Below are 16,868 nucleotides of genomic sequence, written 5' to 3' on the forward strand. Positions count from 1 at the left end.
GATGCGAAATTTATTATTTTCACTTATTGTACGTCCCATTGTGTTTATCGTGCTTGGACTTAACATTAGAAATTATGAGAGACTTAAAAGTCAAGGTCCTCTTGTCGTTATCGCAAATCATAACAGTCATTTAGATACGTTAGTGTTAATGAGTTTATTCAGAGGCAAAAGTTTTAACCATGTGAGACCCGTTGCAGCGGGCGACTATTTTATGAAAAATAAATTTTTAAAATGGTTTTCAACAAAAGTGATGAATATTATACCTATCGAACGTAAAATGACGAGAGATTTCACAGGTATGTTTCAACCTATATTAGATGAATTAGATAAAAATGGCATTATTATACTTTATCCAGAAGGTTCAAGAGGAGAACCTGAAAAGTTGTCTAAGTATAAATCTGGCATTTATTATTTAATGCGTGAACGTCCAGAAGTGCCAATCCAACCTATCTTTATGCATGGACTTGGGAAAGCATTACCAAAAGACAGTTTTATCTTAGTCCCATTTTTTGTAGATATATTCATTGGAGAAACTTTTAAATGTGATCAGAACCGCAAAGATTTTATGGATGAGGTGACGAAGCGTTTAAACATTTTGAGAGATGAAGGTAACTTTAAAGAATGGTGATACGTAAATATGATATATAAGGAGAAATTTAGATGAATAATAATGAATTATCAGTCGTTCGAATTGAAAAAGGCAAGGGGCAGCAAATCGTCCTTTTATGTCTATCAATACTTTTAGTACTTTGGTGTTTACTTCTATTAATTTCAGGTGAATTATTGCCTATTATCATAGGGTTACTTGGCGCGAGCTTTTTTAGTATAGCTGTGTGGTTTTTCATAAAGTCTTTAACTAATAAAAAAGGTTTGGTGCGCTTAGATGAACATGGTTTTTATGATTATTCTTCTGCTATAGCAACGAACGATACATTAATTCCTTGGAATGAAGTTAAAGCAATCAACTTAAAAAGCTTTTTAGGGAAACGTTACGTGCAAGTTTTACTACATCATCCTGAAATTGCTAAAGAAGCACGTACATCTATGGGGAATATGTTTTCTAAAGGAAATGAGAAATTAGGCTATGAAGGTATCCTTATTGATACAAAACTGGCTAAAGGCATTAATACAGAAGAGTTATTGCAGTTAATGGAAACATTTCATCATCGTTATGGTATGCAAACTGAGGTTGTTCAAACACCAGAACAATCAATGAAAACAATTGAAAACTTATAAGAATATAAACACCTTCTAATAAGGAGGTGTTTATTTATGTTGAATTAAACGGTTTAGAAATGCGCTATCATTTATTTTCGTGAAGATTTGTAGTAAATTGTACGTAATCCCAATGAATAATCAATATGAAATTTCAATTGAAGTCATGAAAAATAAAAAGGTTGTGAACAGTTTGAATAAATATGAACGTTTAGATGAAATCGCAAGACGTGTTCATGAAAAAGGGACGATACGCATTCAAGACATCGTTGATGATTTAAATGTATCTGATATGACAGTGCGTCGAGATTTAATTGAATTAGAAGAACAAGGTGTACTTACTAAAATTCACGGGGGCGCCCGAAGTAATGCTGCATTTCAATATAAAGAGATGTCTCATAATGAAAAACATACGCAACAAATAGAAGAAAAAAAAGAAATTGCTAAAAAAGCAGCCAAATTGATTGAAGAGGGGAACAATATCTTTTTAGGTCCTGGCACAACGGTTGAAATGTTAGCGCAAGAAATACAAAATAAACATTTATCTGTTGTCACAAACTGTTTGCCGGTATTCCATATTCTTTTACGCAAACGTTCTGAGCACTTTAAAGTGTATTTAATTGGAGGGGCACAACGAGAAATTACAGAATCTTTTGTAGGTGAGATGGCTAACACGTTACTTGAAAAAATGCGTTTTTCTAAGATTTTTTTCAGTGCGAATGGTATAAAAGGCAAAGACGTAATGACCTCTTCTTATGAAGAAGCTTATACACAAAAATTAGCAATTGCACATTCAAATGAGAAATATTTACTTGTTGATGATTCAAAATTAGGCAAAGAGGATTTTGTATCATTTTGTAATTTGATGGATTTAACAGCAATGGTGACAAATGATTTATCAGAGGAACAACAACGTATGGTTCAACATCAAATTGAAGTGATTTAGACGCGTTTCGTTATTTTTAAATTAAAAGTAAAAACATATATAAAGCGCTAGAACATGAACGTGTTCTAGCGCTTTATATATGTTAAAAAACTTGGAATGAAAAACGGAGATGACTTAAGAATTTCTATTTTGGCCGTATTTTTTATTTAAATAGAAGTGACTAAACACTTTCAAACAAAAAAGAACAAATAATGTTGTAAAAATGTTTGTTTGAGTTTATAATTTAAACATAAAGAGATGTAAGCGCTTTTTGTGATGTTTAAATCAACAGTATTTACATCTAAGAAAGGATGATAAAGGTGAAAGTAATTATCGGTGCGGATCAATACGGTTTGTCTTTAAAAGCTCACATTAAAAAATACCTTAAAGATAACCAATATGAAGTGTTAGATGTAACCGAAAATAAAACATCTGATTTTGTGGATGTGACCGTTGCAGTTGCCAAAGAAGTCCAAAAAGACGAAAAAAACTTAGGAATTGTGATTGATGAATTTGGTGCAGGCAGTTTTATGGTTGCAACGAAAATTAAAGGGATGATTGCTGCAGAAGTTTCAGATGAACGCTCAGCTTACATGACACGAAGTCATAACAATTCAAAGATGATTACGATAGGTTCGGCGCTTGTAGGAGAAAAGTTAGCTATTAATATTGTGAAGGGTTTTATAGAGGGACATTATGATGGTGGTCGTCATCAAATCCGTGTAGATATGTTAAACAAAATGTGCTAATAGGAGGCGTTAAAGATGAAAATTGCAATCGGTTGCGATCATATTGTAACAGATACAAAAATGGCAGTTTCACAATTTATTAAATCTCTTGGACATGAAGTTATTGATTGTGGAACGTATGATTTTACACGTACACATTATCCAATTTATGGAAAAAAAGTAGGCGAAGCGGTTACGAGCGGTAAAGCAGATTTAGGTGTTTGCATTTGTGGCACAGGTGTAGGCATTAACAATGCGGTAAATAAAGTGCCTGGGATACGTTCAGCGCTTGTGAGAGACATGTCTTCTGCACTTTATGCTAAAGAACAATTGAATGCCAACGTTATTGGCTTTGGAGGAAAGATTATCGGCGAACTATTATTGTGTGACATTGTAGAAGCATTTATAAATGCTGAATATCAGCCAACAGAAGAGAATAAAAAGTTAATTGAAAAAATCGCTAAAGTCGAATCTATTAATCATGCACAAAGTGATGAACATTTCTTTGATGAATTTTTAGAGCGATGGGATAAGGGTGAATATACGGATTAATTTTAAATTTTATTATTTGAAAATTCAGATAAATAAAAGTGATACCAATTACAGTCGTAATGATTCAACGTAAAAATGAACATTAATTTAAGAGGTGTAAGAGATGAGCACAAAGCAAACATTTTTAGAACAAGTTAGTAATGAAGAAGGCATCATTTCAGCACTCGCTTTTGATCAACGCGGGGCTTTGAAGCGTATGATGGCCAAATATCAAACTGAAGCACCTAGCACTCAGGATATCGAAACGCTTAAAAAACTTGTTTCTGAAGAATTAACACAGTATGCATCATCCATATTGTTAGATCCAGAATACGGTTTGCCAGCAACACAAGTACGTCATCCTGACTCAGGACTGTTACTTGCTTATGAAAAAACAGGTTATGACGTGAATGCGAAAGGTCGTCTTCCAGATTGTTTAGTGGATTGGTCAGTGAAACGCATTAAAGAAGCGGGTGCCCATGCAGTGAAGTTTTTGCTTTACTATGATGTTGACGATGAAGCAGCGATTAATCAGCAAAAAGAAGCTTATATTGAGCGCATTGGGTCTGAATGTAAAGCAGAAGATATTCCATTTTTCTTAGAAATTTTAGCTTATGATGACACAATTGCTGATAATAAAGGACCAGAATATGCCAGAGTTAAGCCTAGAAAAGTCATTGAAGCCATGCGTGTATTTTCAAAAGAACGCTTTGGTGTAGACGTCTTAAAAGTAGAAGTACCAGTAGATATGAATTATGTAGAAGGATTTGGTGAAGGTACGCATGTGTATTCGCAAGACGAAGCTGCGGCTTACTTTAAACAACAGAATGAAGCAACGCACTTACCCTATATTTATTTAAGTGCAGGTGTCAGTGCCCAATTATTCCAAGATACTTTACGTTTTGCGCATCAATCAGGCGCGCAATTCAACGGCGTATTATGTGGTCGTGCAACTTGGGCGGGTTCCGTGAAAGCCTATATCGAAGAAGGTGCAACAGCTGCACGTGTATGGTTGCGTTCTGAAGGTGCACATAACATTACTGAATTGAACAAAGTTTTAAAAGAGACAGCAGTATCATACAAAAATAAACGCTAATTGCCATTAATTACTTAACTTACTGGAGGGGATTTCCATGAATAGAGAAGAAGTTACAATGTTAGGTTTTGAAATTGTTGCTTATGCGGGAGATGCACGTTCTAAATATTTAGAAGCATTGAACGAAGCACAAGCAGGTAATTATGATAAAGCAGAACAATTAATTGAAGAAGGCAATCAATGTATTGTTGATGCACATAAAGCGCAAACATCTTTATTACAAAAAGAAGCAACAGGAGACGATATTGCATATAGTGTAACGATGATGCATGGTCAAGATCATTTAATGACGACATTGTTACTTAAAGACATGTTAAAGCACATCATTGAATTATACAAAAGGGAGCGTTAAAGCGTATGATGAACAAATTAATTGGTTTCATTGAAAAAGGAAAGCCATTTTTTGAAAAGCTCTCTCGTAATATTTACTTAAGAGCCATTCGTGATGGCTTTATTTCAGCAATGCCAGTCATTTTATTTTCAAGTATTTTCTTATTAATTGCCTATGTCCCAAATATTTTCGGGTATACATGGCCTAAACATATTGAAACAGCGATTATGAAACCTTATGGCTACACGATGGGTATTGTCGGTTTACTTGTAGCAGGAACAACCGCTAAAGCGTTAACAGATGCGTACAATAGACGTCTTGCAAGTACGAATCAAATCAACTTTATGTCTACGATGTTGGCATCTATTTGTGGTTTTCTATTTTTAGCAGCTAATCCACTTGAAGAAGGTGGATTTGCGAATGCATTTATGGGAACTAAAGGGCTTTTAACAGCATTTTTAGCTGCTTTTGTTACTGTAATGATTTATAACGTTTGTGTAAAAAATAATGTAACAATCAAAATGCCAAAAGAAGTACCCCCTAATATTTCGCAAGTATTTAAAGATTTAATTCCTTTTACGTTAGTTATTCTCGTATTATATAGTTTTGATTTAGTAACGCGAGCAGTCGTTAATACAAATGTTGCTGAAGCCATTGTGAAATTATTTGAGCCACTATTCACAGCGGCAGATGGTTATGTAGGCATTACAATTATTTTCGGTGCTTTTGCATTATTTTGGTTTGTTGGTATTCACGGGCCTTCAATTGTTGAGCCGGCTATTGCGGCAATTACGTATGCCAATATCGAAACAAACTTTAAGTTGTTACAATCAGGAGAACATGCAGATAAAATTTTAACACCTGGTACACAAATGTTTATTGTTACGATGGGAGGAACAGGTGCGACATTGGTAGTCCCATTTATATTCATGTGGCTTTCTAAATCTAAGCGAAACAAAGCGATTGGACGTGCCTCTGCTGTACCGACATTTTTTGGTGTGAATGAACCTATTTTATTTGGTGCACCTATTGTTTTAAATCCTGTCTTTTTTATTCCATTTATTACAGCACCGATAGCCAATGTATGGATTTTTAAATTTTTCGTAGATGTTTTAGGGATGAATAGCTTTAGCGTAGTGTTACCTTGGACAACACCTGGACCGTTAGGCATCATCATGGGAACAGGATTTGAATTATGGGCTTTTGTCTTAGCGGTTACGTTAATTGTTGTGGATGTACTTATTTATTATCCATTCTTCAAAGTATATGATAAACAAATTTTGGAAGATGAGCTCAAAGGCGTCGATAGTTCTGACGCATTACGTTCAAAAGTATCTGACCATTTTGATACAAAGAAAGCGGACAAAGTAATCGCGGCATCAGTAGGAACAACAGTTACACAAGAAGCAGAAGTACAAGGTGACATCGTCGGAGGTACGACAGGTGCTGCTATCCATGAAAAAGAAGATATGTCAACTCAACAGAATACAAAACAAACGCATGTGCTCGTCTTATGTGCAGGTGGAGGCACAAGTGGTTTGCTTGCAAACGCTTTAAATCAAGCTGCTACTGAGCATCAACAACCTGTTACTGCTGCAGCGGGAAGTTACGGTGTGCATATGGACATTATGAAAGAATATGATTTGATTATTTTGGCACCACAAGTTGCATCTAACTATGAGGATATTAAACAAGATACCGAACGGTTAGGTATAAAATTAGCTAAAACACAAGGTGCAGAATATATTAAATTAACACGTGATGGTGAAGGTGCATTGCAATTCGTAAAAGATCAATTCAAATAAAAAGGAGCTTTAAACGATGAAAAAATTACCAAAAGACTTTATTTTCGGTGGCGCTACTGCAGCTTATCAAGCTGAAGGTACAACACAATCAGAGGGTAAAGGTCGTGTAGCATGGGATACTTATTTAGAAAAGCATTATTGGTATACAGCTGAACCTGCAAGTGATTTTTACAACCGTTATCCTGTAGATTTAGAATTAAGTGAAAAATTTGGTATTAATGGCATTCGTATTTCAATTGCTTGGTCTCGCATATTTCCAACAGGGTATGGAGAGGTTAATTTAAAAGGCGTTGAATATTATCACAAGCTCTTTAAAGAATGTTTAAAGTGTGGAGTGGAACCTTTTGTAACGTTACACCATTTTGATACACCTGAAACACTTCATTCAGATGGTGATTTTTTAAATAGACAAAATATCGACCATTTTGTAAATTATGCTGCATTTTGCTTTAAAGAGTTCGATGAAGTAAACTATTGGACAACTTTCAATGAAATTGGTCCAATTGGTGATGGGCAATATCTTGTAGGTAAATTCCCACCAGGCATTCAATATGATTTTGAAAAAGTGTTCCAATCGCATCATAATATGATGGTGGCACATGCAAAAGCAGTTAAGTTATACAAAGACCAAGGGTTTGAAGGTGAAATTGGTATCGTACATGCGTTGCCAACAAAATATCCGTTTGATAAAAATAATGCTGAAGATGTACGCGCGGCAGAGTTAGAAGATATTATTCATAATAAGTTCATTCTTGATGCGACTTATCTTGGCAAATATTCAGAAGCGACGATGGAAGGCGTTCAGCATATTTTGAAAGTCAATGGTGGCAAACTGGATTTACGTGATGAAGATTTTGAAATATTGGATGCAGCAAAAACACTCAATGACTTTTTAGGCATTAATTACTATATGAGTGATTGGATGCGTGGTTTTGAGGGCGAAAGCGAAATTACACATAATGGCAAAGGAGAGAAAGGGGCTTCGAAGTATCAGCTTAAAGGTGTAGGCCAACGTGAGTTTGATATTGACGTGCCAAGAACAGATTGGGATTGGATGATTTATCCGAAAGGTTTATATGATCAAATTATGCGTGTGAAAAATGATTATCCTAATTATAAAAAAATCTATGTTACTGAAAACGGACTTGGATATAAAGATAAATTCGAGGATAATACAGTTTATGATGATGCACGTATCGATTATGTGAAGCAACATTTAGAAGTGATTTCAGATGCGATTGAAGATGGCGCCAATGTAAAAGGCTATTTTATATGGTCATTAATGGATGTATTCTCGTGGTCGAATGGTTATGAAAAGCGTTACGGCTTATTTTATGTTGATTTTGAAACACAACAACGTTATCCGAAAAAAAGTGCCTATTGGTACAAAAAACTCGCTGAAACACAAATTATTGAATAACTTATTTTAATATGAACAGGGAAGACATTCTGTAGGAACAGAGTGCTTCTCTGTTATTTTTATGTATGAAATAACGTGACGATTTCGATTTGTCATTTGAAGCGGGAAAATGTAAATGCTATCATTGTTGTCAAATCAACTGTTGCATGCCGATAGTATAATAGTTAAAGGAGGTTTTTTTATGAAAGCCATCGTGAGTCGACAAGTGTTCCAATTAGCAGAAGGAAATTTGTTTCAAGAAATTAATATTGATTCTCCACAATTAAAAGAAGATGAAGTGCTTGTAAAAGTACACGCATCAGGGGTCAATCCTGTAGATACTAAAATTAGACAGACGCCATTGAATGGGAATGCGCGTATTTTAGGATTTGATGCAGCTGGTGAAATCGTTGAAGTAGGGTCACAAGTGACAGATTTCAAAGTAGGGGATCGTGTTTTTTATTCAGGGTCCAATCAACAGAGTGGTTCGAACCAAACCCATCAAGTAGTGTCTGCACATTATATAGCACATGCGCCTGAAAGCTTATCATATGAAGACGCGGCTGCATTACCACTTACGTCAATAACAGCTTATGAAACATTTTTTGATATTTTTCGTATTTCTACAAACCCTGAGGAAAACAAAGGGAAAACGGTACTGATTATTAATGGCGCTGGAGGCGTAGGAAGTATTGCAACGCAAATTGCCAAAGCGTATGGTTTAAAAGTAGTGACAACGGTAGGTCGAACGGAGACGAAGGAATGGTCATTAAAACAAGGAGCCGATAAGGTGATTAATCATCATAATACACTTGTTTCTGAATTGGAGCAATTCGAGTTACCCGCGCCAGATTATATCTTTTGTACATACGACACTGATCATTACTATGAACAGATGATTGAATTAGTCAAACCGCGTGGACATATTGCAACAATTGTCGCATTTAAAGAGAAACAAGATTTAAATTTGTTAAAAAGTAAAAGTATTACGTTCTCACATGAATTTATGTTTTCTCGAGCGTTATATCAAACAGAAATTGACCAATATCAATACTATTTAAAAGACGTAGCTAAAAAAGTAGATGAGGGTATCTATACCTCTACGCGTACGCAAACGTTAACGCCGCTTTCTACAGAGACAATTTATAATGCGCATCAAGAAATGGAAAAGCAACAATTTATCGGTAAGTTAGTAGTCAAAATCATTTAAAGCTTTAAAAGCAGATTAAAACACATTCAAGAGGGAAAGGGCATAAAAAAGCATATAAGGTGGAATTAGCATAATGAAAAAAGTTAAAGTGAGTATCGTTTTTTGGGTATCACTTCTGTTATGTGCACTTTTCGTTATATTAGGTGCGTGCTTTCCGAAATATGTTGAAACAGCAACACAGCATGTGACAAAAGTAATTGCGACCCATTTTGCATGGTATTATTTATTGCTTGTATTAGCAATTTTATTGATTTGTGTTTATTTGCTCTTTTCAAGGCATAGTACGATTACATTAGGTAAAGAAGGAGAAGCACCAGAATTTTCTCTGAAATCATGGTTTGCGATGTTATTCAGTGCTGGCATGGGAATGGGGCTTGTATTTTGGACAACTGCCGAGCCATTAAGTCATGCCTTTACAAATGCGCCTCTAGCACAGCCGGGTTCACAACAAGCGATCGATGATGCGATTCAATTTTCATTTTTTCATTGGGGCATTCATGCGTGGGGCGTTTATGGTATGGTAGCGTTAGTTATTGCATATTTTAATTTCCACAAAGGTTACCCTGGGCTTGTAAGCGCAACGTTGAGACCACTGTTTGGAGAAAAATTAATGTCTGGACCACTTGGAAGTGTCCTCGATATACTTGCTGTAATTGCAACCGTAACGGGTGTAGCAGCAACGCTAGGATTTGGGGCATTACAAATCAATCAAGGCTTGCATTTCATGTTTGGAATTCAGCCTACGTTTATAGCACAATTACTCATTATTCTCGTATCGGCGCTCGTTTTCACATGGTCGAGTTGGACAGGTATTAGTAAGGGAATAAAATATTTGAGTAATTTTAATATGGCGCTGGCGTTTATCGTTTTAATGTTAGTGTTTGTGCTAGGTCCGACGCTCTACATTTTAAATACGTTTTCTAACGGTTTAGGCAATTACATTGCACATTTTTTTGATATGAGTTTACGGATTCCACTCAACAATGAAAATCAAAAAATGTGGTTGAACAATTGGACGATTTTTTATTGGGCTTGGTGGATTTCATGGGCACCATTTGTTGGTATTTTCATTGCACGTGTATCCCGAGGACGAACAATTAAAGAGTTTATTGTAGGTGTATTGCTTGTACCATCATTCGTTTGTTTTATTTTCTTTGCTGTATTTGGCGCATCGGCTATGTATCAACAACAACACGGTGTGGCCAATTTGGCAAAAGAAGCGACTGAAACAGCTACATTTGCGATGTATCAACATTTTCCAATGGGCTTTATTTTGAGCTTGTTAACGCTTGTAGTTATTTTCATATTCTTTATTACTTCCGCAGATTCAGCCAACTATGTTTTAGGCATGCTAAGTACAAAAGGGGACAACAATCCCGCCTCTTTTGTAAAAGTAGCTTGGGGAATCATGCTTGCATTATTTGCAATCATCATGATTATGACAGGAGGCACACAAGCGATACAAAATATGTTGATCATTGCAGCATTGCCATTTTCTTTTGTTATCATTTTTATGATATGTTCACTATTTAAAGCTTTATCTTTAGAACAGCCTCCCCGTATCAACACAACCCAATGTGAGGAAAATGTAAACGCGCATCGGCGTACAAAATAAAATACATTAAAACAGCGGCAAAGCAATGCTATGAAGATAGACTGCTTTGCCGCTATTTTTAGGATAGTTCCAGTTTTAAAAAATCTGCTTTTCGAACGAGTATATAGCACGAGTTTCGCTATTATTTGGTATGATCCGCTTTTTTTCCGACAGGTTTTTTGAGTGAAATAATGACCATTAAGCCAAGAAGGCCAATACCTAAAGCAACATAGATTGTGGCATACAGGTTAATATTAGCGACAACAATACCACCTAGTAAAGCACCGAAGCCGATACCTGCATTGAGCGCGGACATATTCCAACTCATAATTTGACTGTGATCTCCTTCAATTTGTTCAATCAAACCAGTTTGAATTGCTGGATTGGTGCTCCACTGAATAATGTGCCAAATGAATAGTGCAAGTAATAACAAAATGGTAAAAGCCCAAAGTTGATTTAAGAGAAGCATCATCACTGAAAAAATCGAACCACTAATAAGTAACCACTTTTTAAAAGACAGTATGTCTGTAAAATAGCCTCCTAAAGAGGTGCCTACAACGCCTGCAATACCAATAATGAGAAGCGCTAAAGAAACAAACTGTATCGTATGACCACCAGAAAGAATAAGCGGATTAATATAAATATAGGCTACTGAATTGGCGGTCAAGAAGATAAATGTGATTGAAAGCAACTTGATTACTTCGGATTTATTAATGATACGCATGCTGTAGTCTTTTACCGTTTCGTATTGAGGATTAAATTGATGCGGCAAATAAATCATTAACATTAGACCTGCGATAATCGCAACAACGATGATGAGTCCGAAAGTGAATCGCCAACCAATCCAATCTCCAATTAAAGTTCCAATTGGGAGGCCAAAAACGTTAGCCCCACTAAACCCTGTGTAAACTAAACCTAACATACGTCCGCGATGTTGTGGTTTTGCAAGCATGACAGTAATGGCTAAAATTTTAACAACAATTAATGCAGCCGCAGCGGATGAAATGATGCGCCCAATGACAATCATTGTAAAGTTCGGGGATAGAGCAATAATTAAATTTCCTAATATAAATGCAAGTATTGTAGTGAGTAAAACGGTTTTTGGAGAAAAACGTTCGGTCAATTTTACGAGAATGGGCCCTGTAATTGCAAAAGTAAAAGCATATATGGTTACAAGTTGCCCAATCCATGCTTCAGAAATGTTTAGATCTTGACTCATTAAGCTCAAAATACCTGCAACTACGAGTTCAACCATACCTACAATAAAAATACTTAACATAAATGTGATTGTACGCATGACTGTCATATTTCAAAACTCCTTTTTTAATCTCTGTGCTTATTAAAATTAACATACATTCATATGATGTGGGATAAAAATCTGTTTAATTTCGTAATCTCCTTATAAATGAATAAATGACTTTCAAAATTACTTTTTCAATGGATTGTCTACTTTGACATACGTATAGGCATGGGCTTCATCTAATAAGCGCATTGTGGTCACACATTTATAATCAATTTGTGGATTAAAAAACAGCGCTTCAATTTTTTGAATACGTGATGCATCGAGATGGCTTGTTTTGAATTGAGTCATTAAATCATGTATATGATGACGTACGATATGCCATAAATCATTTTCTAATGTAGTATCTTGATAATACTTTGCTATACAAGCGACAAGTTCTCCTAAATGATTTTGAATTGTGGAGTAAAAAGCTTTGTTAAATACAGTTGTCTCACTATCTGTTAAAATACGTGATTTTTCGTGGAAATGGTGTGTATCGTATCCTGAAAGATTTAACTGCTTTTCATCGATACGCAAGCCTTCAAAATCTCGAATTAACATTTTAGATAGTGCGCCTGTGTCTGAATCAATAATTGCAATTGTATTTTGTAGGTGTGCTTCTAAGGCGATACCATATTTGACCAGAAGTGGAATGACATAATCTATAAGCGACGTTGCATAGTGTTCAAACCAATCTAAAATGCTTGTGCGTTCTGCTTGTGATTGGTGATGTTGATAACGTTGTATAAGTTCAACGAGTAAAGGTATCTCGGATTGGGTTGAAGTGACGACAAGACTCGAAGGAATAAGGGGTAATTCTTTTTCAGTAACATAATGATAAATGTTTTCTCGATAAAGCGTCCCCAATTGTTCGCTACGCTGTTCTTGAATGGCTGCGTCATCCGCTTCATTGTAAAAGTGTATCCCTGCCCATTCTGGAACACTCTTCGTATTAAGCGCTTTGAACCACGAATCATTCATCTCAATAGATTGGAGTATTTCAGTCATTAATGGCCCATTATGCGTTGTTTGTTCGGATAATGTTCGAATTTCCCCTGTAATATGTACGTTCGTAGATAGCTTAATATGTGGGGACATATCTGGAAATTTTGGCATTAATGTTCTAAATGATAATCCAGCAAAATATGGAGCTGAATAACTAATTGGAATGATGTGTTGGGTTGATAATTCATCTGAATACGCTTTTGTTAAAACTTCTGAATATTGCCATGGATGGATAATCATCACATCATAATCCGATAAACTAATAGATGAAGGCAACTGCTCAATAATGGCTTCTTTTAAACCAGTAAACATTTGAAAGACGATAGCATTGTAGGAATTACCGAGACTTTGTTTACGCGTTAATGAATGGTGCACGAGTACAAACTGCAAATTGATTTCATTTCCATATTCAGAAGCATATGCGATGGTTTGTTCAGTTGTCATCCCTTTTCTGAGTTTAGCCCCTGGATGAACCGGATGGCCTTCAACGACTGATTGCTCGGAAGTTAAATAGGCATCTGTTTGCCCCTCCAAATAATGTAAAAGAGACATTGAATTTTGTTGATGCCGTAAAGCTTGATAACTTAATGTGAGTGTCATATGAGTCGCGCTATTCTCTAAGTCATCTTCAAACTGACGGCAGTGCGGTCCTTTTAATGAAGGGTCTTCAGTTAATATAGCAGTTAATAATTCATTAGGATGTTGAACACGAATATATACATTCTCTTTTAACCAATAAAAAGGGCCTTGAACATCGATTCGGTTAAACGCATGTTTTCCTGTGATTGAAGCTAATATTGTTAAGTTTTGAGATGGGAAGCGGGTGCATAAGACCTCACTATCTTTGAAAGGTGAATGTTTTAAATGATGTGAGGGAATGATTTGGCTATGTTGATAACTCCCTACTAAATTTTCTCTATAGAGTGATCCCATAAGTCGTGCAGTAATCTTATCACGGCCGCTGAAAAGCATATGTAAAAACATATTTGCCCACTCGGGGGAGCGATGTTTTAAAGTATCATAGCTTTTCTGTTCTTCGTGCGTTAAAACAAATTTATCACGATTAACATTACTTTTTGAATTCATGCGTGCACCTCGTTCTTTTTATTTTACAAATGCATAGAAGCTTCGTATAATCCTTAATATTAGTATTGAGAATCGTTATCAATTAAGATAAAATGATAGAAATTCGAATGAAATGATACTTGTTAGTTTCTTCTCACCATTTTAGTGATTACATTGAATTGTAACGTACTTCAATGTAATCGTGAGGTGGGTAACCTGGCTTTGATCAATCTCTCGTCCTTGATTTGAGTATGCAAGAAATAGACTTAATAGATTGATAGATACACTGGCTTAGATTGGATATGAAATGTCTATGCATCTGAGAGTACAAGCCTTATTGTATCTTACTTCACTGCTATTAAGTTTACCGTGTTATTTCCAACCAACACAACAAAAAAGAATTACACACTGTTTATTTGCATTAAAGAAAAACTTTTTCAATATACATAGTGAAGGAAGTACGCGATTTTTCTATTTTTATAGCTTGGAACAGTTTACTACTATTAAAGATAGCGTCACTAACTAGAAAAGCGCATGATTTAAAAGATACGTCAACATCATATTTACAAACGATAAGCATTGGATAATTACAACATTGGTGCTTCTACACATCATCGATTATACTAAAAACAAACATATGTATTTTATAAGTTCGATAAATTGTAAATTAAACGCTACATCTAAATGTCACTGACTAGGATTACGCAACGTTGTTCTACAAATGGTAGTGTTGCCCAAAAGTGAGAAAAGGCATACGTAGCATGGTAATAGCTCAGGAGTAAACCTTTAATAATGATACGACTGAGTTTAATTTAGAGCAAAAGCTGTGAAACAGTTTGAACAATGGGGAACGTGCAGTTTGTAGCATCATTTCGGGGGAAGTAACGAATTAAAAGTATGACGGAGGTCAATTAAGAAATGAAAGGCATTAATAATCAACTGGCGGATCGCAACATACAATATCGCGTTCTAATTGCATGTATCAAAGAGTCTTTATTTCCAAATGAAACACATGTTCATATAGATGATAATATTTTAGAAATTCAACATCATCAACATGTGTTACGAGTACAATGCAAGGCTCAAAGTGCGTTTTTTCAACTGCATCTTGAAGGTGCCATTACGTATCAAGTCGGACAAATGACGGAAACCATTGCAGACTTAGAAACATTACTTGACCGATTGGAAAATCAATTTAATATTCCATTTCATGCGCAACTTATAGAAGAGCTTCAACATAGTCGACTAGGCCTAGACTTAACTTACCGACAATTAGAACAGCGAAAAACTGCAATTCAGCATTCGTTAAAAATGTCATGTCTACCAGAAAAGATTAACTTTGTGTCATGGTTAAGTCATATGCAAGGTAATGATAATTGGACAGCTTTAGGATATACAGAAGGGATGGTTTGGGAAGGCCATCCTTCACATCCGCTTACAAAAACTAAATTACCACTTAGTGACGTGGAAGTAAGACAATTTGCGCCGGAATTTATGAAAACGGTTTTTCTTCGTATTGTGCTTGTCCATCGTGATATTGTATCCATTACAACGATGGATGGCAATGTGCGTTTTGTAGGCGAACATATTATTCCTGAATATAATGGGCGACTCAAGCAATTTTTAGAACCCTTAGGTTGCCAATTGAGCGATTACCGTATTATGTTTGTACATCCTTGGCAATATGAGCATCATATTACTGCAAATTTTGCACAACATATGCAGTCGTTACAAATCATTGCTACACCATATACGATACCATCAAAGCCAACATTATCTTTTAGAACAATGGCTTTAGAAGACAAACCGTACCATATAAAATTGCCAGTTAATGTACAAGCTACAAGTGCTGTACGTATGGTATCTCCCGTAACGACAATTGACGGGCCACAACTCAGTGCGCAGCTGCAACAATTGTTGAACAATTATCCGACATTGCGCGTTGCATTAGAACCTTATGGCGCTTATGTTAAAGAAGAGAATGCGCTTGCTAGACAGTTTGCAATGATAGTGAGACAATCGCCTGACTCAACAGACTCAAATATGTTGCAAATGGTCACAGCAGCTTTAACGCAACAAAATCCAGTGGATGAACAAATCACTGTGGATAGTTTAATAGCGTTTTTATACGATACGGTGGATGAAGCGGGGATAAAAAGATTTATTAAAAATTATGCAGAAGCATTAATTCCGCCACTTATCGCCTATATTCAGGTTTATGGTATTGCGTTAGAAGCACATCAACAGAATACGATTCTTCAAATCAATCAACAAACACGTGAATTTTCATTTGTAGTGAGAGATTTAGGAGGTTCTCGCATTGATATTGACACATTGACCGCGGCGCTACCGAATTTGACAATTACAAATGAAAGCTTAATTGCTGAAAATATTGAAGCGGTCATTTCAAAATTTCAACATGCAGTGATTCAAAATCAATTTGGAACGCTAATTGATCATTTCCATTACCGTCATGATATAGATGAGCAACAACTTTATAATATTGTGAGCGTGTGTGTTCAAGATGCAATTCAAGACGAACTTGCACATGCGAAAGCATTGAAAAATCTATTATTTGGTGAAACCGTAACGGTTAAAGCATTATTAAATATGCGCATGCACCAAAAAGTTAAAACGTATATGCAAATTGAATTAGAAAACCCTATTCAAAAAGAGGTGTGA

General features: G+C 35.7%; 14 protein-coding genes. 12 read left to right on the plus strand and 2 right to left on the minus strand.

The genetic code is table 11. From position 1 onward, the window contains the following. Nucleotide 1: 1 nt before the first annotated feature. The 11 genes from LN051_RS02860 (at nucleotide 2) to LN051_RS02910 (ending at nucleotide 10,855) form a co-directional block, all read left to right on the plus strand. Nucleotides 2-628, plus strand: a complete 627-nt coding sequence (locus LN051_RS02860; protein ID WP_229293104.1) for a lysophospholipid acyltransferase family protein — start codon at nucleotides 2-4, stop codon at nucleotides 626-628. 32 nt (nucleotides 629-660) lie between these two features. Further along, complete coding sequence (locus LN051_RS02865) at nucleotides 661-1,236, plus strand: STM3941 family protein (RefSeq protein ID WP_229293105.1); 576 nt, start codon at nucleotides 661-663, stop codon at nucleotides 1,234-1,236. Between the two features lie 172 nt (nucleotides 1,237-1,408). Further along, nucleotides 1,409-2,161 (plus strand): DeoR/GlpR family DNA-binding transcription regulator, encoded by a 753-nt coding sequence (locus tag LN051_RS02870; protein ID WP_229293607.1) that lies wholly within the window; start codon nucleotides 1,409-1,411, stop codon nucleotides 2,159-2,161. Between the two features lie 299 nt (nucleotides 2,162-2,460). Continuing rightward, nucleotides 2,461-2,889, plus strand: coding sequence for a galactose-6-phosphate isomerase subunit LacA (gene lacA / locus LN051_RS02875; protein WP_229293106.1), 429 nt, complete (start codon nucleotides 2,461-2,463; stop codon nucleotides 2,887-2,889). 15 nt (nucleotides 2,890-2,904) lie between these two features. Beyond that, entirely contained in the window at nucleotides 2,905-3,420 is a 516-nt protein-coding gene (gene lacB / locus LN051_RS02880) for a galactose-6-phosphate isomerase subunit LacB (RefSeq protein WP_229293107.1), read from the plus strand. 103 nt (nucleotides 3,421-3,523) lie between these two features. Further along, nucleotides 3,524-4,495, plus strand: a complete 972-nt coding sequence (gene lacD / locus LN051_RS02885; protein WP_229293108.1) for a tagatose-bisphosphate aldolase — start codon at nucleotides 3,524-3,526, stop codon at nucleotides 4,493-4,495. Between the two features lie 37 nt (nucleotides 4,496-4,532). Further along, nucleotides 4,533-4,847, plus strand: coding sequence for a PTS lactose/cellobiose transporter subunit IIA (locus LN051_RS02890; protein ID WP_229293109.1), 315 nt, complete (start codon nucleotides 4,533-4,535; stop codon nucleotides 4,845-4,847). Between the two features lie 5 nt (nucleotides 4,848-4,852). Continuing rightward, the gene (locus LN051_RS02895; protein ID WP_229293110.1) at nucleotides 4,853-6,631 is read left to right on the plus strand and encodes a lactose-specific PTS transporter subunit EIIC; all 1,779 of its coding nucleotides are present in this window, start codon (nucleotides 4,853-4,855) and stop codon (nucleotides 6,629-6,631) included. Between the two features lie 16 nt (nucleotides 6,632-6,647). Further along, nucleotides 6,648-8,051 (plus strand): 6-phospho-beta-galactosidase, encoded by a 1,404-nt coding sequence (gene lacG, locus LN051_RS02900; protein WP_229293111.1) that lies wholly within the window; start codon nucleotides 6,648-6,650, stop codon nucleotides 8,049-8,051. Nucleotides 8,052-8,232: 181 nt separating this feature from the next. Further along, on the plus strand, nucleotides 8,233-9,240 hold the full coding sequence (locus LN051_RS02905) for a zinc-binding alcohol dehydrogenase family protein (protein WP_229293112.1): 1,008 nt from the start codon (nucleotides 8,233-8,235) through the stop codon (nucleotides 9,238-9,240). Nucleotides 9,241-9,313: 73 nt separating this feature from the next. Beyond that, entirely contained in the window at nucleotides 9,314-10,855 is a 1,542-nt protein-coding gene (locus LN051_RS02910; RefSeq protein WP_229293113.1) for a BCCT family transporter, read from the plus strand. 121 nt (nucleotides 10,856-10,976) lie between these two features. On the opposite strand, the gene LN051_RS02915 is transcribed toward LN051_RS02910, so the two are convergent. Next, nucleotides 10,977-12,140: an MFS transporter gene (locus tag LN051_RS02915; protein ID WP_229293114.1), complete on the minus strand. Its 1,164-nt coding sequence runs from the start codon at nucleotides 12,138-12,140 to the stop codon at nucleotides 10,977-10,979. 120 nt (nucleotides 12,141-12,260) lie between these two features. Further along, a complete protein-coding gene (locus LN051_RS02920; protein ID WP_229293115.1) occupies nucleotides 12,261-14,207 on the minus strand; it encodes an IucA/IucC family protein in 1,947 nt (648 codons plus the stop codon). Between the two features lie 897 nt (nucleotides 14,208-15,104). On the opposite strand from LN051_RS02920, the gene LN051_RS02925 reads away from it, so the two are divergent. Next, nucleotides 15,105-16,868 (plus strand): IucA/IucC family protein, encoded by a 1,764-nt coding sequence (locus LN051_RS02925; protein ID WP_229293116.1) that lies wholly within the window; start codon nucleotides 15,105-15,107, stop codon nucleotides 16,866-16,868.

This window comes from Staphylococcus ratti, assembly GCF_020883535.1.
In the GTDB taxonomy this organism is placed as follows: domain Bacteria; phylum Bacillota; class Bacilli; order Staphylococcales; family Staphylococcaceae; genus Staphylococcus; species Staphylococcus ratti.

What these genes read in the sequence shown, in the direction of transcription:
- LN051_RS02860 (WP_229293104.1), top strand. Translation starts at nt 2, where the DNA reads ATGCGAAATTTATTATTTTCACTTATTGTACGTCCCATTGTGTTTATC.
- LN051_RS02865 (WP_229293105.1), top strand. Translation starts at nt 661, where the DNA reads ATGAATAATAATGAATTATCAGTCGTTCGAATTGAAAAAGGCAAGGGG.
- lacB (WP_229293107.1), top strand. Translation starts at nt 2,905, where the DNA reads ATGAAAATTGCAATCGGTTGCGATCATATTGTAACAGATACAAAAATG.
- lacD (WP_229293108.1), top strand. Translation starts at nt 3,524, where the DNA reads ATGAGCACAAAGCAAACATTTTTAGAACAAGTTAGTAATGAAGAAGGC.
- LN051_RS02890 (WP_229293109.1), top strand. Translation starts at nt 4,533, where the DNA reads ATGAATAGAGAAGAAGTTACAATGTTAGGTTTTGAAATTGTTGCTTAT.
- LN051_RS02895 (WP_229293110.1), top strand. Translation starts at nt 4,853, where the DNA reads ATGATGAACAAATTAATTGGTTTCATTGAAAAAGGAAAGCCATTTTTT.
- lacG (WP_229293111.1), top strand. Translation starts at nt 6,648, where the DNA reads ATGAAAAAATTACCAAAAGACTTTATTTTCGGTGGCGCTACTGCAGCT.
- LN051_RS02905 (WP_229293112.1), top strand. Translation starts at nt 8,233, where the DNA reads ATGAAAGCCATCGTGAGTCGACAAGTGTTCCAATTAGCAGAAGGAAAT.
- LN051_RS02910 (WP_229293113.1), top strand. Translation starts at nt 9,314, where the DNA reads ATGAAAAAAGTTAAAGTGAGTATCGTTTTTTGGGTATCACTTCTGTTA.
- LN051_RS02915 (WP_229293114.1), bottom strand. Translation starts at nt 12,140, where the DNA reads ATGACAGTCATGCGTACAATCACATTTATGTTAAGTATTTTTATTGTA.
- LN051_RS02920 (WP_229293115.1), bottom strand. Translation starts at nt 14,207, where the DNA reads ATGAATTCAAAAAGTAATGTTAATCGTGATAAATTTGTTTTAACGCAC.
- LN051_RS02925 (WP_229293116.1), top strand. Translation starts at nt 15,105, where the DNA reads ATGAAAGGCATTAATAATCAACTGGCGGATCGCAACATACAATATCGC.